Genomic DNA, 18,716 nt, shown 5'->3' on the forward strand with positions numbered 1-18,716 from the left:
CGTGAACATCGACTGGAGTGCCCTCGGGCTCGTCGTGTTGATCTCCGTGGTCGCGGGGGGCGCGCTCGTCACGCTCACCGGCCTCGGCATCGTCGCCCTCGACCAACGCGAGACGGCACAGGAACAGAACCGCGGCGTCGCGACGCCGACCGTGCTGATGGTGCTGTGCTTCCTCGGCGCGGCCGCGATCATCGGCTACGGCCTCTACCTGGTCGCGTTCTCCTGACGCCACTGCGCACGCACGGCGGCGTAGACGACGTCGCCGTGCTCGGCGCCGGGCAACGGGTCCGGCCAGTCGTGGAAGAACGTGCCGACGTGCCGCAGTCCCGCCTTCTCCAGCACCCGGCGGGACGCGACGTTGACCGCCATCGTGGTGGCGACGACCCTGTCGAGCGCCAGCTCCGTGAAGGCCCTGCGCACCAGCAGCCGCACACCCTCGGTCGCCAGGCCCCGGCCCCACACCGCCGGACGCAGCCGGTAGCCCAGCTCCACATCGGACGGTTCGAGGCCGACGCTCGTCGCGGGTTTCAGGGAGAACCAGCCGACGAACTCCGGTGCCATGGCGGCGAACTGGCCGAAGCCCGTGGGCAGTTCCGCATACTCACGCAGGATCGCGGGCAGGGTCTCGCGTTCGACGGTCTCCCGTGACACCGGGTCGTCGATGTGGCGCATCACCGCGGCGTCGCCGTGCAGCTCGGCGAGAGCGCCGACGTCCGCCGCGGTGAAGCGCCGCAACATCACAGGGTCTTCGCCAGCCTGCCCGCCAGCAGCTTGGTGAACCGCGACGGGTCGGCCAGGTCGCCACCCTCGGCGAGCAGCGCCATGCCGTACACCAGCTCGGCCGCGTCGGCCAGGTCCGGCTTGTCGGCCGCCTTGGCGTCACGCAGCGCGAGCACCAGCTCGTGCTTCGGGTTCAGCTCCAGGATCCGCTTGATGGGCGGCATCTCCTGACCCATCGCGCGGTACATCTTCTCCAGCGTCGGCGTCATGTCGTAGCTGTCGCCGACGATGCACGCGGGCGACGTGGTGAGCCGCGACGACAGGCGAACGTCCTTGACCTGTTCCTCCAGAGTGGACTTCAGCCACTCCAGCAGGCCCGAGAACTCCTCCTGCTGCTCGGGGTCCTTCTCGTCGTCGAGGTCGACCTGACCCTTGGCGATCGACTGGAACTTCTTGCCACCGAACTCGGGCACCTGGTCGACCCACATCTCGTCGATCGGGTCGGTGAGGACCAGGACCTCGAAACCCTTGTCCTGGAACGCCTCCAGGTGCGGGGAGTGCTCGACGGACTGCCGCGAGTCGCCGGTCAGGAAGTAGATGTGCTCCTGACCCTCCTTCATCCGCTCCACATAGGACGCCAGCGAGGTCTGCTCGTCGGCGGAGTGCGTCGAGTCGAACGAGCACAGCTCGAGGATGGCCTCGCGGTTGTCGGCGTCGTCGAGCAGGCCCTCCTTGATGGCACGGCCGAACTCGCCCCAGAACGTCCGGTACTTCTCCTCCGGCAGGGCCTTGACGGTCTGCAGCACCTTCTTGACCAGCCTGCGGCGGATCCGCTCGATCTGCCGGTCCTGCTGGAGGATCTCCCGCGACACGTTCAGCGACAGGTCCTGCGCGTCGACGACGCCCTTGACGAACCGCAGGTACTCCGGCATCAGCGCTTCGCAGTCGTCCATGATGAACACGCGCTTGACGTAGAGCTGCACGCCACGCTTGCGCTCGCGCATGAACAGGTCGAACGGCGCCTTCGCGGGCAGGAACAGCAGCGCCTGGTACTCGAACGTGCCCTCGGCCTGCAGCCGGAACGACTCGAGCGGCGCCTGCCAGTCGTGGCTGATGTGCTTGTAGAACTCGGCGTACTCCTCCTCGGTCGCGTCGGCACGCGCCCAGAGGGCCTTCATCGAGTTCAGCGTGTCCTCGCCGAGGCGGATCGGCCAGGTGATGAAGTCCGAGTACCGCTTGACGATCGTCGTCAGCGTGGTCTTGTCGGTGTAGTCGAGGAGCTTGTCCTCCCTGTCCTCCGGCTTGAGGTGCAGGGTGACCGAGGTGCCCTGGGGCGCGTCCTCGACGGGCTCGATCGTGTAGGTGCCCTCACCCGCCGACTCCCAGCGCACGCCCTCGGCGGCGCCCGCGCGGCGGGTCACGAGCGTGACCTTGTCCGCGACCATGAAGCTCGAGTAGAAGCCGACGCCGAACTGGCCGATCAGCTCGTCGGACTGCTTGGACTCCTTGAGCTTGGCCAGGAACTCGGCGGTGCCGGACTTGGCGATGGTGCCGATGAGGCTGACCACCTCGTCGCGGGACATGCCGATCCCGTTGTCCCGCACGGTGAGCGTGCGCGCGACGGCGTCGGTCTCCAGCTCGACGTGGAGGTCGTCCGTCGAGACGTCCAGCTCCTTGTCCTGGAACGCCTCCAGCCGGAGCTTGTCGAGCGCGTCCGACGCGTTCGACACCAGCTCACGCAGGAAGGTGTCCTTGTTCGAGTACACCGAGTGGATCATCAACTGCAGTAGCTGGCGGGCCTCGGACTGGAACTCGAGTGTTTCGACCTGCGCGGTCACGACTTCCCCCTTTCGGACGAGATTGACCGGACGATTTTACGGGGTGCGGTGAATCACGCCGACAGCCAGCCCGTTCGCGGGCGGCGGTGTCTGGACCGAACGAGCAGCGCAGGCGGGGAAGACGCCGCCGCCCCGGCCCGCGAACCAGCGAGCCATTGCGCACTGTTCACTGGCCGTTCAACGCCGGGTAGGCCGATCAACGTAATACTTCCGCTGGTCACGGCACGGATGGCAGGCTCATGCCGTCGAGCGTCGAGAAACACGGAGGTCCCGTTGCGTCCCCTCTTACGTGCCGCCGCGTGCGGCTCGGTCGCGGTCGCCGTCGCAGGTCTGGTGTCCCCGTCGGCCGCTGCCGACCGGGACCTGCGGACCACGGTCACGCTCGCCCCGCTCGGCACGTACTCGACCGGCGTCTTCGACGAGAGCGCCGCGGAGATCGTGTCCTACGACGCGCGCTCGCGCAGGCTGTTCGTGGTCAACGCGGCGCAGGCCAAGGTCGAGGTGCTCGACGCGTCCCGGCCCGCCACGCCGAGGAAGCTCTTCGACCTGGCCACGGCCGGCGTCCGGGCGGGCGACGGGTCGTCGGTCGCCGAGGGCGCCGTCGCGAACTCGGTCGACGTGCGTGCCGACGGCCTCGGCGCGATCGCCGTCGAGGCCCCGGACAAGGTCAGCCCCGGCTGGGTCGTGTTCTTCGACGCCCGCGGTCGCGACGGCCAGGCGCTCGGGGCGGTCCGCGTCGGTGCGCTGCCGGACATGCTGACGTTCACCCCGGACGGCGACCGGCTGGTCGTGGCCAACGAGGGTGAGCCCGCCGACGACTTCAGCACCGACCCGGAGGGCTCGGTCGCGGTCGTCGACGTGCCGCACTCGGTGCGGGCACCCGGCCAGCGGTCGGTCCGCACAGCCGACTTCCACCGCTACGAGCACCGGGTGCCGCCGGGCGTGCGGGTGTTCGGCCCGACCGTGAACGAGCGGTTCCCGGTGTCGGCCAACCTCGAGCCGGAGTACGTGACCGTCGACCGGCACAGCCGCACCGCCTACGTGACGTTGCAGGAGGCCGACGCACTGGCGGTCGTGGACCTGCGCAGCGCGCGGGTGACGTCGGTGAAGTCGTTGGGCGCCAAGGACCACAGCAGGCCGGGCAACGGCATGGACACCTCGGACCGCGACGGCGGCATCGCCATCCGCCAGGTGCCGGTCTACGGCCTCTACATGCCGGACGGCATCCACTCCTACACCTCGCGCGGCCGGGAGTACCTGGTCACCGCGAACGAGGGCGACGCACGCGAGTGGGGCGACTACGTCGAGGGCGCGCGGGTCAAGGACCTCGGCGACGACGGCCTGCCGCCGCTGTGCGCGGACGTGTTCGACGAGTCGGTCACCGAGGACGAGGACCTCGGCAGGCTCAACGTCACGACGGCGAGCGGCCTGCGTGCCGACGGCAGCTGCTACGAGAAGCTGTACGCGTTCGGCGCGCGGTCCTTCTCGATCTGGACCACCGACGGCCGCCAGGTCTACGACTCGGGCGACTCGTTCGAGCGGGTCACCGCGCAGGCCAACCCGGAGTTCTTCAACTCCGACCACACCAGCTCGGACTTCGACTCCCGCAGCGACGACAAGGGTCCCGAGCCGGAGAACCTCGCACTGGGTGAGATCAACGGCAGGACCTACGCGTTCGTCGGGTTGGAGCGGGTCGGCGGCCTCGCCGTGTACGACATCACCGATCCCCGGCACGCGCGTTTCGTCGCCTACCGGAACAACCGCGACTTCTCGGTGTCGGTCGAGGACGGCGGCGACCTCGCGGCGGCCGGTGACCTCGGGCCGGAGGGCGTCACGTTCATCCCGGCGAAGGACTCGCCGACGCACACGCCACTCGTCGCGGTGGCCAACGAGGTGAGCGGCACGACGACGTTGTTCCGGGTGACGGCCTGACCGAACGGGCAGGTCTCGTAGCAGCCTGACCACGGATAGTGGCCAACCCCCGGTCTTGTGGGCATCATGGGCGGCGTTCGCTCGGCACATGAGATCGGGGGAAAGTCACATGCGTAAGCGAGGTGCGCTCGCGGTACTGGCGAGTGCCTTGTTGGGGACGGGTCTGGTGGCCACACCGGCGACCGCGGCGCCCGCTCCTGCCGCGATCGACTGGCAGCCGTGCGGGGAGGACGCCCCCGGCGTCGACTGCGCGACCATCGAGGTCCCGCTGGACTACTCGAGGCCGCACGGGCAGAAGATCCACCTCGGCCTGGCGAAACGCCCGGCGACGGACCCGGCGGCGCGGATCGGTTCCGTGCTCGTCGACCCCGGCGGGCCGGGTGGTTCAGGCGTCGCGTTCGTGATGGGCGGCGACACGGTCAGCTCGGCGGTCGCGGCACGGTTCGACCAGATCGGGTTCGACCCGCGCGGCATCAACACCAGCAGCCGGCTGCTGTGCGATGTCGACCTGTCGCAGCAGGTGGACGCCGCGAAACACCCGACGAGCCAGGCGGAGTTCGACCGGCTGGCCACCCTCAACCGCGCGCTGCACGACAGCTGCCGCGCCAACTCGGGCGGGTTGGCCGAGCACGTGGACAACCTGAACACCGCGCGGGACATGGACGCCATCCGGGTGGCACTGGGTGAGCGGAAGCTGACCTTCGTCGGCTACTCCTACGGCAGCCTGATGGGCCAGCAGTACGCGGAGCTGTTCGGCCGCAACGTCCGCGCGCTGGTCATGGACGGCAACATGGACCACAGCCTGCGCACCGCGTGGGACTTCGCCCGCACGGAGACCGCGCCGGTCGAGGAGGGCTTCGTCGAGTTCGCGCGGTGGTGTGACACAACGCCGTCCTGCGCGTTGTACGGCATGGACACCACGAAGACCTACCTGTCTCTGAAGGCGAAGGCCAAGGCGGGCACGCTGGTCGACCCGGACGGCAACAAGGTCGACTTCTACGACCTGGCGGGCGGCATGTTCTCGGTGGTCCAACCGCAGGCGTGGAGCTTCGTCGCGGAGAACCTGCGCTGGCTCCTGGACGGCACCGGCTCACCGGAGGCGGACGCGACGGCGCTCGCCGAGATCGACAACGACCCGTACCCGCCGATCTGGTGCAGTGACTGGCGCTACCCGGTGCGGAACTACGCCGAGTACGCGGGCATCCGGGCCGGTCTCACGCGGGCGTACCCGATCATGGAGTGGTCGCCGTACGTCGACCACGCCATGACGTGCGTGAACAGCGGGACGAGGACCACGAACCCGCAGCGTCCGCTGCACGTCGACAACGCGCCGCCGCTGGTGATGCTCGGCAACCTGCACGACCCGGCGACGGTGTACCCGTGGAGCGTGGCCGCGGCAAGGCAGAGCGGCGCGCGGCTGGTCACCTACGAGGGCTGGGGCCACACCGTCTACGCCACCGGCGTCGAGTGCGTCGACACCGTCGTCGACGACTACCTGATCAACCTGCGGCCACCTCGGCGGGGCGTGAGCTGTGCGTCCGTCGACGAGCCCGCGTTGGCCTCGGCCTCGCGGAACGTCGTGCCCGACGGCCGCTACTGAGCTCGTTCACGACGGGACCCCTTCGCGTGGCTCGCGGAGGGGTCCCTCGTTCACCCGCAGGTAGCGCCTGACCTCGGCCATGGCCTGTGCCGGCAGCCCGTCGTTGCGCACGAGCAGGCGGTGGCCGTCCCGCGCGGTGTCCCACGGCTCGTAGCCGAGGGCGACGACCTGGGCCCAGGTCGGCACGACGAGGCCCTCGATGTCGCTCTTCCTCGCCTCGACCCGCCGCCGGTGCTCGGCCGGGTCGGTCACCTCGACCTCGATGATCCGCAGTTCGGCGCCCGCTGTCGCGGCGAGGTCCACCCAGCCGGCACGCGCGTCGGGGTGGGCGTTGACGGCGTCCACCACCACGTGCACGCCCGCCCGGAGACTGGCCGCCGCCACCTCGTGTGCGATGGCGTACCCCACCACGGTGAAGGGCGGCCTGTCCAGGCCGCAGCGGAACATCGCCGCCTCGATCGCGTCGATGCGCAGGTTGGCCGCGCCGAGCTCGGCGGAGGTCAGGCGCGCCAGTGTGGTCTTGCCGGTACCCGGCAGGCCCGTGAACACAACCAGCACACTCACATCATGCCGTGACGACAGCCCTCGCTGCCGCCCCGCCTGGTTCTGTCAACGATTTTCCGTCATCGATTTCGTCGGATCCGCCAGAAGATGGTGTGCCGACGACCTTCGTTACGGGGCAACGGCTCTGTGCAGAGTCGCGCCGAAGGTGATGGAGATGCCGCCGTCGCGGTGCATTTCCTCGGCACCCCGGAAGAATCCCTCGCGAAACGCGACCGCGCGTTCTGTCGGCAGTGCGTTCACCGCGTCCGCCACGCCTTGTTCGGCCATCCAGTCCCACAGCGCCGCCGGGTCCGCCAACGGCTTCGGGATGTCGACCGTCACTCGGGTGGGTGAGGTGAAGCCGGCCGAAAGGAGCAACGCGTCCAGTTCGTCCGCGGTCATGGGAGAGCCGCCGCCACCGCCGAAGAACTCCTTGTTCAGCTCGTGCAGCCAGCGCAGGCGGCCGATCTCCTGACGCTCCAACGAGATCGCGACGACGCCGCCCGGCGCGAGCACCCGGCGGAACTCCGCGAGCGCGTCCTGCGGCGAGGTGAGCACCTGCACGACGAACCCGGACGTCACCACGTCGAACGCGCCGTCCGTGAACCCGAGCGCGCCGGCGTCCTGTTGACGCACAAGCATTTCCGGGTAGTCCTCGGCCAGCCGCGACACCATGCCCGCCGACGAGTCGACGGCCGTGACCGCACAGCCGCGGGCCAGCGCGGCACGGGCTACGGCGCCCCGACCGGCACCGACGTCGAGCAGCCGCGCACCGGGTGGTGGGGTGGCGTACTCCACCAGCCGCCTGCCGACGTCGGCCACGTAGAAGAAGATGTCCTCGTATCGGTCCGCCAGCGCGTCGTACTTGCGCCTGCTCTCCTCTGTACTGGTCACCCCAAACCTCCAAGACCCGCCAGCCTAAGGACGGGTCCAGAGCGGCCATACCGCCGATCCGGGAATGTTCAACCACCCGAACGGCGGCCTACCACCACCGTCGCGGCGAGGTCCTCATCGGTCACCACGTCCGGCACGAGACCTGCCGCCGCCACCGTCTCGACCGCCGCGTCGGCCTGGCGCGTGCCGGTCTCGAACAGCAGGTGCCCGCCGTCCGCCAGCCACGACGACGCGTCGCGGATGACCCTGCGCAGCACGTCGAGCCCGTCGGCGCCGCCGTCGAGTGCCACGAGCGGCTCGTGCAGGCGCGCCTCCGGCGGCATGAGCCCGACGGCGTCCGACGGCACGTAAGGGGCGTTCGCCACGAGCACGTCGACCCGGCCGCGCAGCGAGTCCGGCAGCGGGTCGTAGAGGTCGCCCTCGTACACGGTGCCCGCGATGTTCCCCCTGGCGCAGCGGACCGCGGCGGGCTCGATGTCCACAGCGGACAGCTCGATCCCCGGCACGGCCGCGTGCACGGCGGCGCCGACCGCGCCGGAACCACAGCACAGGTCCACCACGACCGAGCCACGGGCGGCGAGCGACGCGGCGTGTGACGCCAGCAGCTCGGTACGCCGCCTCGGCACGAACACCCCGGGCACCAACGCGATCCGCAGGCCGAGGAACTCGACCCAGCCGAGCACCTGTTCGAGCGGGAGTCCCGCGACCCGCCTGGACACCATGTCCTCGAGGTCGGCCGGGGTGGCCGCCGCCTCGGCGAGCAGCCGGGCCTCGTCCTCCGCGAACACACAGCCCGCGGCACGCAACCGGGAAACGACAGAAGTCATCGAGCGCCTCTCCACAGGGCGCTCCCGCCGGCAAGCCTCAGACCGGCGTTGGTGAGAGCACCCGACCACCACGGACGGAAATGGTTCTCACCTCCCCGAGTCGAGATCGGACACCGAGACACTACCTCGCGGCGAGACCGGCCAGGAAGTCACGAAGCCGCTCCAGGGTCGCCGGGTCACCCCACGCCTGCGCGACGCCGGGGTCGTCGAGGTCCCGCCGGGCGGCGATCCGCGCGTGGGCGGGCTCCCGCAGCCGCGTCTTCGACGAGGCGTAGACGGCAGGCGGCACCCCGCCGAGGTCCGCCGCCGTGCTCACCGCCGCCGCGAGCAGCTCGTCGGGCACGACCTCGTCGACGAGCCCGAGCCGGTGCGCGTCGACGGGAGAGAACCGCGCGGCGGTGAGCACGAGCCGGTCGAGCGCCGCACCGGCCGCGTGCCGCATGACCTCGAGCGGCACGGTCGGGAACGGCACCCCGACGGACAGCTCGGTGAGGCCGATCGTGCCGCTGGACATGAGCCGCACGTCGCAGGCACAGGCCAGGACGCACCCGCCGGCGAGCGCGTGCCCGTTGACGGCCGCCACGACGGGCCGGGGGTGGTCGAACACCGCGAGGACGGCGGCGGACAGCGCGGGCAGGAACTCCGCGACGTACGGGGCACCGCCGTCGACGACGCGTTTGAGGTCGACCCCGGCCGAGAAGCAGCGGCCTGCGCCGGTCAGCACCACCGGCGCGTCGCCGACCTGCGACAACGCGTCCGGCAGCGCCGTGAGCAGCTCGACGTCGAGCGCGTTGACGGGCCCGTGCTCGATGGTCACCACGGCGACGTCGCCGTGCATGGTTGTGTCGATCATGCACCCAGCGTGGCATGTCGTGCGACGGATGGCGGTACGACCGGCGCGCGGAAAGTCGTAAGGTTCTGCCGGTTCGGGGGCTCTCACCATGCGCAAGGCCTGTTTCGTTGGAGGTAACCCGTGTCCGAGCGCACTGACACCGAACTGGTCACCGGTGTGCTCGCCGGCGACCGGGAGGCGTTCGCGGCCGTCTACGACCGCTACGCCGACCGGTTGCACGACTTCTGCTGGTCTGTCCTGCGCGACCGCGACGAAGCGGCGGACGCGGTACAGGACACGTTCGTGCTCGCAGCGCAACGCCTTGCTCAGCTCAACGACCCGGAACGGCTCCGGCCCTGGTTGTACGCCGTCGCGCGAAGCGTGGCGCTACGCCGGGTGCGGGCCCGCCAGCGGGTCGTGCTCGACGAGGTGGGAGACATGGCGGACACGGACCCGGGGCCGCATCGCGCGGCCGAGCAGCAGGCGTTACGGGAGTTGGTGTGGACGGCGGCCGGCGGCCTGGCCGAACGCGACCGCGCGCTGCTCGACCTACACGTGCGGCAGGGCCTGGAGGGCGCGGAGCTGGGCGAGGCGATGGGCGTCAGCACCAGCCACGCCTACGTGCTGCTGACGCGCCTGCGCGACCAGGTCGAGCGGTCGCTGGGGGCGTTGTTGATCGCTCGCCTCGGCCGCGAGGACTGCACCGAGCTGGATGCCCTGCTGTCCGGCTGGGACGGCAAGTTCTCCCCGATCATGCGCAAGCGGGTGGCCCGCCACGTCGACGGGTGTGACGTGTGCTCGGACCGGCGACGGGTAATGGTCAGCCCCTGGGCGCTGCTCGCGGGTGTGCCACTGCTGCCTGCGCCGCTCTTCCTGCGCGACCGCGTGATGGCGGAGGTCCAGCTGGCGTCCGCCGAACAGGACCTCCCCACCGAACAGACCGCCGCGGTCGAGAACGCGGTCGCCGCCATGCCCCGGCCGGGGTACGGCTCGAAACGCGGCCGGATCCTCGCCTCGGCCGCCGCGGTACTCGCCCTACTGACCGCGGGCGCGGCGATCGTCTACTGGCGCAACACGGAACCCGCCGACGGCCAACCGGTCGCGCTGGAGAACTCCGTGCCGCTGACCACCAGCCGCACTCACGGCACCACCACCCCGGCGCCGACCACCACCACGACCCCCGCGGCGGGCCCACCGGCCCCCACGACCACGACACGCCCCACCACCAGACGAACCACCACCACAACACGCCCCACGACCACGACGAAGGTGGTGGTTCAACCACCACCACCGCCTCCCCCGCCGCCACCACCTCCGCGGGACACCACCCCGCCGGTGATCAACAGCGCCTCGGCTGACGCCCCCCGCATCTTCATCCTGCAGTGCGAGAGCCAGCCGACAGTGAGCACCGTGATGGCGAACGTGGTCGACAACGTCGGGGTCTCCTCGGTCTCCATCAGCCGGGAAGGCCCTGGCGACAGCAGCAGCGGGCCCGAACCGATGTCCCGTAGCGGCGACAACTGGTCATTCAGCTACGGCCCGTATGAGTTCAGCGGCGGCATCAACTGGGTCCTCACCGCGGCCGACGCCGCGGGGAACACCAGCACGCGGACGGGCACCATCACCGTGTTGAACTGCTCTGGCGGCCCCAGCAGCTAGCCCGAAAAAAACTTCTACGGAAAGTTGTAAGGGTCCCCGCCACGGGTGGCTCCTACCGGACGTAACACCGTCCACCGGGAGGACCACTCCGATGCGGGCTCTACTGACAGCATCATTCCTGCTGGCCACGCTGCTGCTGGGCACACCAGTGGCGACGGCGGCCCCACCGACACCGGCCGACCCGCCGGTCATCCTCACCCCGACCGAGCCGCCGCCCCCGAAGCCGTGCGAGGCCCGGCCGATGCCGTGCGACCTCACCCTGCCGACGGACGAGCCGACGGGGGCAAGCGAGCCGACGGAGCCGACCGAGGACCCGACAACGACCACGCAGAACACGGGAACCCGCACGGACGACCCGGACAACACTGAGACCGGCAACGCGTCCGGCCAGGTCAGGAGCACCCCGGTACGGCCGACCGGCACCGACGGGACCGAGTGGTGGCTCATCGCCGTCCCGGTCCTCGCGCTCCTGGCGCTCGCCGCCGCGGGTGCCGTGCTGGTCGTCCAGCGCAGCGAACGCCGCTAGTCCACAGGCTCCACCCAGCACCTCACTGCTGTCACCGCAAGACAAACCTGCACGCGATCTCTGAGGGGAACACCATGTCGGCAACCACCACCCGCACCCACGTCCTCGTCCGCGCCACCGACCCGATCCTGCAGAACGGCGTCTGCATGACGCTGCGCACCCGCCCGGAGGTCTGGCTCGCCGACGAGACGGCCGACCCGGCCGCCACCGTCGCGCTCGTCGCGGCCGACCGGTTCGACGACCGCACCGTCGCACTGCTGCGTGCCGTCCAGGCCCGCGGCTACACCAAGCTCGTCCTGATCGCGGGCGAGGTCGCCGAGGCCGAGGTGCTGACCGCGGTCGAGTCGGGGGTGTGCGCGGTCGCGAGACGCGCCGACGCGACCCCGGACATGCTGGTCAGACTTGTCAGGGCGGCGGCAGCGGGCGAGGGCTCGCTGCCTCCGGACCTGCTCGGCAGGCTGCTGAACCAGGTCTCGCGCCTGCAGCGGCACGTGCTGGAGCCGCGCGGCCTGCAGCTCGCAGGCGTCACGACCCGCGAGTCTGAGGTGTTGCGCCTGGTCGCGTCCGGTTTCTCGACCCAGGAGATCGCGGAGAAGCTCTGCTACTCGCAGCGGACGGTCAAGAGCATCCTGCACGACGTGACGAACCGCTTCCACCTCAGGAACCGGGCCCACGCGGTCGCGTACGCGCTACGAGAGGGACTCATCTGATACGTCATCTGACCCAACTTGTGGTCGTTTTGGTCACAACGGCGGCGGCACGCCGGTGGGGTCGTGTCCGCCGCCGCAGGTCAGGGCATCCGGCGTGCTCAGCGCGCCGGATGCGCCAGACACCGCCCCCTCGAAGGCCGCTTGCGGGAAGCAGTAACCTGCAGCCTTGTAGGCATTGCCTAGCAACAGGGTTACGCGGAAGATCACGGGGCGTCTCCCGACGGTTGGGATGTGGAGTTATCCGTGCGCGATCAGACGGTGCAGGTAGACGACCTCAAGCTCGTCGCGTTGCCGAGCGCGATCAACTGTGCCGATCTCTTCGTGCGGTTCACCCTCGTGGAGTGGCGGGTCGAGACGATGGTGCCGGACGTTCGGCGCGCCACCGAGGCCTTGATCACGTCCGTGGTCGGCAACCCGGACAAAAAGGCCACCCCGACGATGCTGCTGTTCCGGCTGCGCCTGTCGGGTAACACACTGGCCATCGAGATCGAGGACGACAGAAGGACGCCGACCCTCTCGTTGCCGCGTTCCCTGTCCGGTCCGAACAGTGGCGTCACGATGCTGTCCACCGGCAAGCAGCTCATCTGGACCGAGGTCCCCCTGCCGAAGGGCATGGACGCGACCGTCGTGCCCCTCCCGCGCCGGGGCACCACGCGTGCCGCCGCGGCGGCGGCCCCGCCCCCTGCCGAGATCGCCGGCGCCGAGGACCTGTCACCGGACGTGATGGAACGCATCCTCGAGGGCCTGCGCCGCGACCACGGCGACCCTCCGCGCATCTAGGCACCAGCTGACGGGGGCAAGGCCTCCTTCACCTCGCACAGGAACTTGTCTGCGGTGAGTCACGCACTGCGATGACATATGCGCGGTGAGTCACCCCCCGTGCATGGTCTTCGAGGACCAGGCCGGTGATCCTCGCCTCAAGTCGACGTTCCAACCAGGAGAAACAAATACGGGGTAGCACCTTTGTCGTGAAATCCCGCGAACTCGGTAACGACATACTGCCGCACATTGATTCAACGGGCACCGATTAGTTCAGTGGCTCGTACACCGGTCAACTAGCATCCGTAGGGTGAAAAAGTGCACGGACAGTTAGTGCAGATGGGTGGTCACTGTCGCGGTGGACGCACTCGTAGCTCATGCTGGATGGCGAAACCGAGCCTGGTTGGAGGGGAGAATACTGGGTGAGCTTTTCCTGGACCGACAGGTACGACACCCTCTCCCCCAAAGCAGCGACGGTGCTGCGAGCGACCGCGTTGATCGGTTCCACCGAGCCGGCAGAACTGGTTCACGCGCTCGACATGGCCAAGGACGAAATCACCGATAACCTGGCCGAACTGAGGCGCACAGGATGGACGCGTCAGCAGTCCGACGGGCGAGAGACGCTGGTTGCCGAGGCGGAGACCTGGCTCGTCCACGACGCGATCGACGTCGTTCCGGCCGAACGTCTCACCGCGAACGACGGGCACATCGCCGCTCGCTACCTCGACCACCACCTCGCACGACTCGGTCACGGCGACCACGACGCGGTGGCCGCATGGACGACCACCCACCGCGACAGGCTCATCGCTGCCCTCCGGCTGGGGTTGCGATCAGGCGATGTCCAGCAGGTACTCGCCGTCGCGATGGCCGCCTCCCGGGTGGCGAGTGACGTGCCCGATCGGGAGTGGAGGGCGGCGCTCATGGCTGTCGGTGAGCAGATCGCCCGCCGCGCCCCTGCGAACGCGGTCGATCTGTTACGCGCCAACGGGGACGCCGCGCTGAGGTCGTCCGACGTGACGACCGCGGAGCGGCAGTACGAGCACGCTCTGGCCATCGCCGGCGAACACGGTGAGGAGAAGGTACTCGGGGACCTACTCGCCGCCCTGATCCCCGTCCTTCTCGGCCGGGGCCAGGCTTCTCGCGCCGCCGACGCCCTCCTCGACCTCGCCGACCTCCACCAGCGGGCCGGCGAGCAGCACGCGCTCGCCGACACCCTTGCCCGACTCGGCGGGCTGATGGTCGCCTGCGGTCGCACCGAACAGGGCATCACCTACTTCGACCAGGCAGAACAGCTCCTCTGTGGTCTGCGACCTCGCGACATCGCGTTCGAGGCGCGAGTCGCCGAGTTACGCGGCCGCGCGCTGTGGGCACTGGGAAACACCACCCTGGGCCGCAGAGCCTTCAACCAGGCGCTGGACCTGTTGGGAACCAAGGGAAACGAGGAAGCACGCGAGCGACTGCGTCAACTCGTGCGGACTCGTCGAGACGACGACCTTCCGCGTCCCGGCACTACGACTGGGTAAGTTCGTGCAGGATCTGCACAGCCGCCTGGAGGATGCCGAGCCCCAGGACGCCGAACTGGAGCACCAGCTGCGCGATCTCCATGCCACGCCTACGCATGGACCGAGCGCCCGGGGGCACGCGTCGCCTTGAGGATCCGCGACGACGGCGACCCGGTGGACAGTATTCTCGTCGGCGGCCAGGCCGATGGTTGCGATGCGATCTCACGGTTGGGGCTTTCGATGGGGAGGGAGAGCGCGGGCCGCGGATGAAACCCGAGGCACGGCGGGAATGTCGTCTCGTCGTCGTCGCACGCGGGTCACGCGGGCATCGGCGCGAGTGGTGAGTTCGCCCGGTCTCAGGGCAACGGCCACAGGCCGAGCACACGCATGATCGACGGAACGAACACCGTTTTGCGGTAGGGAGTGTCGGTGGTGTGCTGCCGGAACGAAGCCATGTCAAGCGGTTCGACGACACCGGCTTCCTGCAGCTGGCGGATCACCTTGGCGGCCTGGCTGTCGCTGACCTTGCAGACCGATTCGATCTCGCTCAGGCCCATCATGGGCTTCGCGTAGAGGGCCTGGATCGCCCGCACGACAGCGGTCCTGCGCGTGAACTTCCTCAACACCTCGGCACTCTGCCGACGAGCCGACTCGATCCGCGCGATCTCCACCTCGCAGACCTCACTGACACAGGCCGCGACGAACGACACGGCGGTGTCGAGGTCATGGCTCTCCACGACACCACGCACTATGCGCGGCAGCTCGTCCTGGTGGCGGTGAAGCCATTCGGAGAGCGGCAGCACGGGTGCGCTCAGAGTCCGCGTCCGCAGCAACTCGTGTGTGACCGCCAACCTGGCCAGGTGTCCTGATCGCGGAAACGGGCTGAGCAGCATGAACTGCAGGAGCGCCGCGGTGATCTTGACGATCAGAGGCATCTCCTTCTGCTCACGCACCCAGCTGCACCACTGCTCGGTCCCGACCCGCAACTCCGCCCCGGGCGGAGCGACGATCAGGTACGCCGCCGCGGGCGACGACCCACCCAGCCACGCCGTTGTCGTCCGCCAGGGCAGAGGTTCGTCCCCGCGACCGCCGGTAGTCACCGAACTGAGCCGACCCATGAGGTCGACGTCCAGTGGCCGCCCACGCTTGGCCGCCTTGACGACAGCGATGCCCGACCGGAGATACCCGCGCAGCGGGGTGTCCCGATCCTGCGCCGGCTGCTTCAGGTCGAGGGCGTACGCCTCTCGCACCGTGATCAGCCATTCGTCCAGTCGAGCCGACGCCAGTGCCTCACGACGCATGGTCTGTTCAACCCAGTGCTTTCTGACTGGCATGTGCTGCGTGACCACGTCCAGACGCCCCAACTTCTGTTCGGCAGCGGCGGCCACTCGATAGGTTTCCTGCCGCAGCACGATCTCGGACGGTAACGGGTCCGCCAGAAAAGCGCCCTCGATGCAGAGAGAAGGAGGAAGCTCACCGACGTCGTCGTCACACGGGAATCGTCGTCCTGGCAACCCATGAACGCTGCGTGTCACGATATGAAGCGTAAGCGACAACTCATCTCGGCTCCAAATTGCGGCAAGCCTTAAAAATCTCCTCTCCGTAGTGTCCACATACGTCAGACTCACCCTTCTGGAGCAACCTAATAGTGCCGTACTTCACGCCGCCCGAACGTGCGATGTCCAGCGCTTTCGCAGATCACGCCCTGCGAGTCCGCCAGGTAGACAAAGCGGAACAACACGGCCACCCCGCCGGTCGAACGATCAAAATTCACCTAATCTAGCCTGAAATTCACCCGATAGCGTGAGCAAACAAACTTTCTGTCGCCACCCGAGCGCCGACGCACCGAAATTCCGTCGAGGCCGCCTTGCCGGGCCCCACGCGGGAGTCCACTTGCGGCGGCGGCAATGGTTCCTGCGGCGGGAGATCCCCGGCGACCCGGACCAGGGAGAGAGCTGGCCAACCCGACGTTACGAAGGACGCCATCAGTACGGTGGGCCTGGATCGACCGGTGGTCTTCCGGCCACGCCATCGTGGACGCGCCTCTCGGTGGGCCGCCCCCGGTCAAGCGCACTGAAGGACGCCTTCGTAACGCCGAGCATCTCCCGAGAGTCTTCCACCGGGGCGTCACCGTTCCGATGGGTGAAACCCGCGTCCCGACCGGGCATGGCCAGGCGCTTCGCGCCCCCCGGCCCGCGAAGCGGGCCTCGCCACCTCGCCCCTCGGTGGCCCCAGCCCGACCGCAATGAAGGACGCCTTCAGTACCCCCACCGTTACGAAGGCGTCCTTCAGTACGCCCAGCGTTACGAAGGCGTCCTTCAGTGCGGGGGTCGCTGGTCGGCCGACCTGCCAACCTCCGTGGATGGAGCACTAGAGTGGCGGGATGACCATGCTCGCCGGACGGCTGGACCCGACTGCTGGCACGTTCGGGATGCGGACCGTGCCGATCCCCGAGCCGGGGCCTGGTCAGGTGCGGATCCGCGTGCGGGCAGCCGGTGTGTGCCTCTCGGACGTGCACCTCATCGACGGCAGCCTCCGCCCCGCGTTCCTGGACGCGCAGGAGGTGACGCTCGGGCACGAGGTCTCCGGCGAGATCGACGCGGTGGGGCCCGACGTGCCGGACCAGTGGCTGCCCGGCGTCCGGGTGGTGCTCGAGGCGGGCGAGCGGTGCGGGGTGTGTCCGCAGTGCACCCGCTTCCGCACCCCCTGTCTCGCCGTCCGCACCAGGGGCGTCGACTACGACGGCGGCTGGGCCGAGTACGCGCTCGCGACGCACCACACGCTGGTCGCGATGCCGGACACGCTGTCGTTCGAGGAGGCGGCGATCGTGCCCGACGCGGTGTCCACGCCGTGGGGCGCGGTCGCGGGCACCGGCCGCGCCGAGCCGGGGCGCCCCGCCGGGGTGTGGGGTGTCGGCGGGCTCGGCGCACACGCCGTGCAGCTCCTGCGGATGGTCGGCGCCGCTCCGGTCGTCGCGGTCGATCCGCTCGACGCGGCACGGGACCGGGCCCTCGAGTTCGGGGCGGACTTCGCGTTCGACCCCGCCGACCCCCACTTCGGCGAACAGGTGGCGGCGGTGACCGGTGGTGCCGGGCTGGACGTCGCCTACGACATGGCCGGTGTCGGCGCGGTCCGCGAGCAGGCGGTCCGCTGCCTCGGCCGCGATGGCCGCCTCGTGCTGGTCGGCCTGACCCCCGAGCCGCTGACGATCCCGAACAGTATCGCCGTGAGCATCCGCGGCACGCGGATCCTCGGCCACTACGGCTCCCGCGCCGGAGACGTCGAGCGGCTGATCGACCTGATCCGCTACGGCCGCCTCGACCTCAGCCGGTCGGTCAGCGGGACGCTGCCGCTGTCCGAGGCACCGGAGGCCGTGAAGGCGCTGGCCGACAAGCAGGGCAACCCGATCCGGCTGATCCTCACCCCGTGAACCCGTGTCGCGGCCACGATGACCCATCACGCATTCTTCCGAACTGTGCCACGATGGTGATTCCGTAATTCCGGAACCGAACATTCTGTTCCGGACCCGGCCGCGACTGAGGGTAACCCAGATCATTGCCATCACTCCAGCGCGCACCTTTTTCTGACCCGAAAGAACCAATGCTTCGACCATTGGTCGCCGTCAGCGCAGGGTGGACCGGGACAAGAACACCCCATTCGATGAACAGGCACCCCGATCGGTGTTGGGCGTCGCACTCCGGGCCCCATTTCGCTCTAACCTTGATGTCAAGCCCGTCCGAGGAAGGCGACGAATGAACACACCGGAGAAATCTCCGATAATCCGCGCCATCGGCGAGGAACTGCCCGGCGACCCGTCGCCCGAGGTGGACGACCGGCTCACGATCCCTGGACTGGTCGACCTGTGCGCCGAGCGCGGGGTCTCCGCGCCCGAGGTCCTGGCCCGCGCACTCGACCGCTCCGCGTCCGGTGAGGACGGTGAGGGCGGCGAGGGCGGCGACCGGCCCGTCCAACACCCTCGCGGCACCATTGCGCAGTAAGGGTTTAATAGCCTACACGCTCAGTTCGGAATATGAATTTACTCGGCGTCGCAACCGGTCGAATTAGCCATTCACGCCGGCTACCCAACGCAATAACGTTCACCCCACCGAACCTGGCCGCGTTCACCCGTGTAACTTAACGCCGCAGGTGATACCCACCGAATGCGCACACGCACCCGTTAAGATCTCGCCCGGATGATTGAATGCTCGCCACGATCGTTGTCAACTGCCCACAAACCGACGGCGTTCGCCTCTAATCTGGACTCAAACGCACGGCGCTGCCTTCCCTCCCCTACTCGGAAGGTCCAGCCGCCGGCCAGGCCATGGGCAGTTCGGTCGGCCCAGCCGCAATGCCGTCCATCCAGACTGTCGATAC

18 protein-coding genes are annotated in these 18,716 nt (G+C 69.1%); 10 read left to right on the forward strand and 8 right to left on the reverse strand.

All coding sequences use genetic code 11. The features are described from left to right. Position 1: 1 nt before the first annotated feature. Positions 2 to 226, forward strand: a complete 225-nt coding sequence (locus CLV71_RS09210) for a hypothetical protein (RefSeq protein ID WP_133902212.1) — start codon at positions 2 to 4, stop codon at positions 224 to 226. Here the strand turns inward: CLV71_RS09210 and CLV71_RS09215 are convergent. Together CLV71_RS09215 and htpG are read right to left on the reverse strand one after the other, a co-directional pair. Further along, on the reverse strand, positions 205 to 738 hold the full coding sequence (locus CLV71_RS09215; protein ID WP_133902213.1) for a GNAT family N-acetyltransferase: 534 nt from the start codon (positions 736 to 738) through the stop codon (positions 205 to 207). The genes CLV71_RS09210 and CLV71_RS09215 overlap by 22 nt on opposite strands. Beyond that, positions 738 to 2,558, reverse strand: a complete 1,821-nt coding sequence (gene htpG / locus CLV71_RS09220; RefSeq protein WP_133902214.1) for a molecular chaperone HtpG — start codon at positions 2,556 to 2,558, stop codon at positions 738 to 740. Before htpG ends, CLV71_RS09215 begins: the two co-directional genes overlap by 1 nt. Before the next feature lie 273 nt (positions 2,559 to 2,831). Between htpG and CLV71_RS09225 the strand changes: the two genes are divergently transcribed. Then, positions 2,832 to 4,490 (forward strand): choice-of-anchor I family protein, encoded by a 1,659-nt coding sequence (locus CLV71_RS09225; RefSeq protein ID WP_133902215.1) that lies wholly within the window; start codon positions 2,832 to 2,834, stop codon positions 4,488 to 4,490. A 109-nt stretch (positions 4,491 to 4,599) separates the two neighbouring features. Further along, a complete protein-coding gene (locus tag CLV71_RS09230) occupies positions 4,600 to 6,090 on the forward strand; it encodes an alpha/beta hydrolase (RefSeq protein WP_133902216.1) in 1,491 nt (496 codons plus the stop codon). A gap of 6 nt (positions 6,091 to 6,096) precedes the next feature. Here CLV71_RS09230 and CLV71_RS09235 read toward each other — a convergent pair whose 3' ends face one another. The 4 genes from CLV71_RS09235 to CLV71_RS09250 all read right to left on the reverse strand — a co-directional run bounded on the left by CLV71_RS09235 (position 6,097) and on the right by CLV71_RS09250 (position 9,207). After that, positions 6,097 to 6,648 carry a P-loop nucleotide/nucleoside kinase family protein gene (locus CLV71_RS09235; RefSeq protein WP_166664012.1) on the reverse strand — a complete coding sequence of 184 codons (552 nt, stop codon included), beginning with the start codon at positions 6,646 to 6,648 and terminating at the stop codon, positions 6,097 to 6,099. A 114-nt stretch (positions 6,649 to 6,762) separates the two neighbouring features. Beyond that, positions 6,763 to 7,527, reverse strand: coding sequence for a class I SAM-dependent methyltransferase (locus CLV71_RS09240; RefSeq protein WP_133902218.1), 765 nt, complete (start codon positions 7,525 to 7,527; stop codon positions 6,763 to 6,765). Between the two features lie 68 nt (positions 7,528 to 7,595). Next, positions 7,596 to 8,354: a putative protein N(5)-glutamine methyltransferase gene (locus CLV71_RS09245; RefSeq protein ID WP_133902219.1), complete on the reverse strand. Its 759-nt coding sequence runs from the start codon at positions 8,352 to 8,354 to the stop codon at positions 7,596 to 7,598. Positions 8,355 to 8,475: 121 nt separating this feature from the next. Next, a complete protein-coding gene (locus CLV71_RS09250; protein WP_133902220.1) occupies positions 8,476 to 9,207 on the reverse strand; it encodes an enoyl-CoA hydratase/isomerase family protein in 732 nt (243 codons plus the stop codon). Positions 9,208 to 9,327: 120 nt separating this feature from the next. On the opposite strand from CLV71_RS09250, the gene CLV71_RS09255 reads away from it, so the two are divergent. The 3 genes from CLV71_RS09255 to CLV71_RS09265 all read left to right on the forward strand — a co-directional run bounded on the left by CLV71_RS09255 (position 9,328) and on the right by CLV71_RS09265 (position 12,081). Continuing rightward, a complete protein-coding gene (locus CLV71_RS09255) occupies positions 9,328 to 10,845 on the forward strand; it encodes an RNA polymerase sigma factor (RefSeq protein ID WP_133902221.1) in 1,518 nt (505 codons plus the stop codon). Positions 10,846 to 10,936: 91 nt separating this feature from the next. After that, positions 10,937 to 11,371 (forward strand): hypothetical protein, encoded by a 435-nt coding sequence (locus tag CLV71_RS09260; protein ID WP_133902222.1) that lies wholly within the window; start codon positions 10,937 to 10,939, stop codon positions 11,369 to 11,371. A gap of 74 nt (positions 11,372 to 11,445) precedes the next feature. Continuing rightward, positions 11,446 to 12,081 (forward strand): helix-turn-helix transcriptional regulator, encoded by a 636-nt coding sequence (locus CLV71_RS09265; RefSeq protein ID WP_133902223.1) that lies wholly within the window; start codon positions 11,446 to 11,448, stop codon positions 12,079 to 12,081. Positions 12,082 to 12,114: 33 nt separating this feature from the next. Here CLV71_RS09265 and CLV71_RS47560 read toward each other — a convergent pair whose 3' ends face one another. Further along, a complete protein-coding gene (locus CLV71_RS47560; protein WP_166664013.1) occupies positions 12,115 to 12,288 on the reverse strand; it encodes a hypothetical protein in 174 nt (57 codons plus the stop codon). Positions 12,289 to 12,324: 36 nt separating this feature from the next. Between CLV71_RS47560 and CLV71_RS09270 the strand changes: the two genes are divergently transcribed. Then, on the forward strand, positions 12,325 to 12,861 hold the full coding sequence (locus CLV71_RS09270) for an ATP-binding protein (protein WP_133902224.1): 537 nt from the start codon (positions 12,325 to 12,327) through the stop codon (positions 12,859 to 12,861). A 356-nt stretch (positions 12,862 to 13,217) separates the two neighbouring features. Then, complete coding sequence (locus tag CLV71_RS09275) at positions 13,218 to 14,363, forward strand: hypothetical protein (RefSeq protein WP_133902225.1); 1,146 nt, start codon at positions 13,218 to 13,220, stop codon at positions 14,361 to 14,363. A 335-nt stretch (positions 14,364 to 14,698) separates the two neighbouring features. Here CLV71_RS09275 and CLV71_RS09280 read toward each other — a convergent pair whose 3' ends face one another. Further along, positions 14,699 to 15,877: a Fic family protein gene (locus CLV71_RS09280; RefSeq protein ID WP_166664014.1), complete on the reverse strand. Its 1,179-nt coding sequence runs from the start codon at positions 15,875 to 15,877 to the stop codon at positions 14,699 to 14,701. Positions 15,878 to 16,725: 848 nt separating this feature from the next. On the opposite strand from CLV71_RS09280, the gene CLV71_RS09285 reads away from it, so the two are divergent. Further along, on the forward strand, positions 16,726 to 17,772 hold the full coding sequence (locus CLV71_RS09285) for a zinc-binding dehydrogenase (RefSeq protein ID WP_133902227.1): 1,047 nt from the start codon (positions 16,726 to 16,728) through the stop codon (positions 17,770 to 17,772). 322 nt (positions 17,773 to 18,094) lie between these two features. Continuing rightward, positions 18,095 to 18,340, forward strand: a complete 246-nt coding sequence (locus CLV71_RS09290) for a hypothetical protein (RefSeq protein WP_133902228.1) — start codon at positions 18,095 to 18,097, stop codon at positions 18,338 to 18,340. Positions 18,341 to 18,716: the final 376 nt, after the last annotated feature.

This window comes from Actinophytocola oryzae (assembly GCF_004364325.1).
GTDB classification, from domain to species: domain Bacteria; phylum Actinomycetota; class Actinomycetes; order Mycobacteriales; family Pseudonocardiaceae; genus Actinophytocola; species Actinophytocola oryzae.

Excerpts from the sequence above, each read along its gene's own strand:
- CLV71_RS09215 (WP_133902213.1), bottom strand. The coding sequence starts at position 738 with ATGTTGCGGCGCTTCACCGCGGCGGACGTCGGCGCTCTCGCCGAGCTG.
- CLV71_RS09230 (WP_133902216.1), top strand. The coding sequence starts at position 4,600 with ATGCGTAAGCGAGGTGCGCTCGCGGTACTGGCGAGTGCCTTGTTGGGG.
- CLV71_RS09245 (WP_133902219.1), bottom strand. The coding sequence starts at position 8,354 with ATGACTTCTGTCGTTTCCCGGTTGCGTGCCGCGGGCTGTGTGTTCGCG.
- CLV71_RS09250 (WP_133902220.1), bottom strand. The coding sequence starts at position 9,207 with ATGATCGACACAACCATGCACGGCGACGTCGCCGTGGTGACCATCGAG.
- CLV71_RS09260 (WP_133902222.1), top strand. The coding sequence starts at position 10,937 with ATGCGGGCTCTACTGACAGCATCATTCCTGCTGGCCACGCTGCTGCTG.
- CLV71_RS09265 (WP_133902223.1), top strand. The coding sequence starts at position 11,446 with ATGTCGGCAACCACCACCCGCACCCACGTCCTCGTCCGCGCCACCGAC.
- CLV71_RS09275 (WP_133902225.1), top strand. The coding sequence starts at position 13,218 with ATGCTGGATGGCGAAACCGAGCCTGGTTGGAGGGGAGAATACTGGGTG.
- CLV71_RS09285 (WP_133902227.1), top strand. The coding sequence starts at position 16,726 with ATGACCATGCTCGCCGGACGGCTGGACCCGACTGCTGGCACGTTCGGG.
- CLV71_RS09290 (WP_133902228.1), top strand. The coding sequence starts at position 18,095 with ATGAACACACCGGAGAAATCTCCGATAATCCGCGCCATCGGCGAGGAA.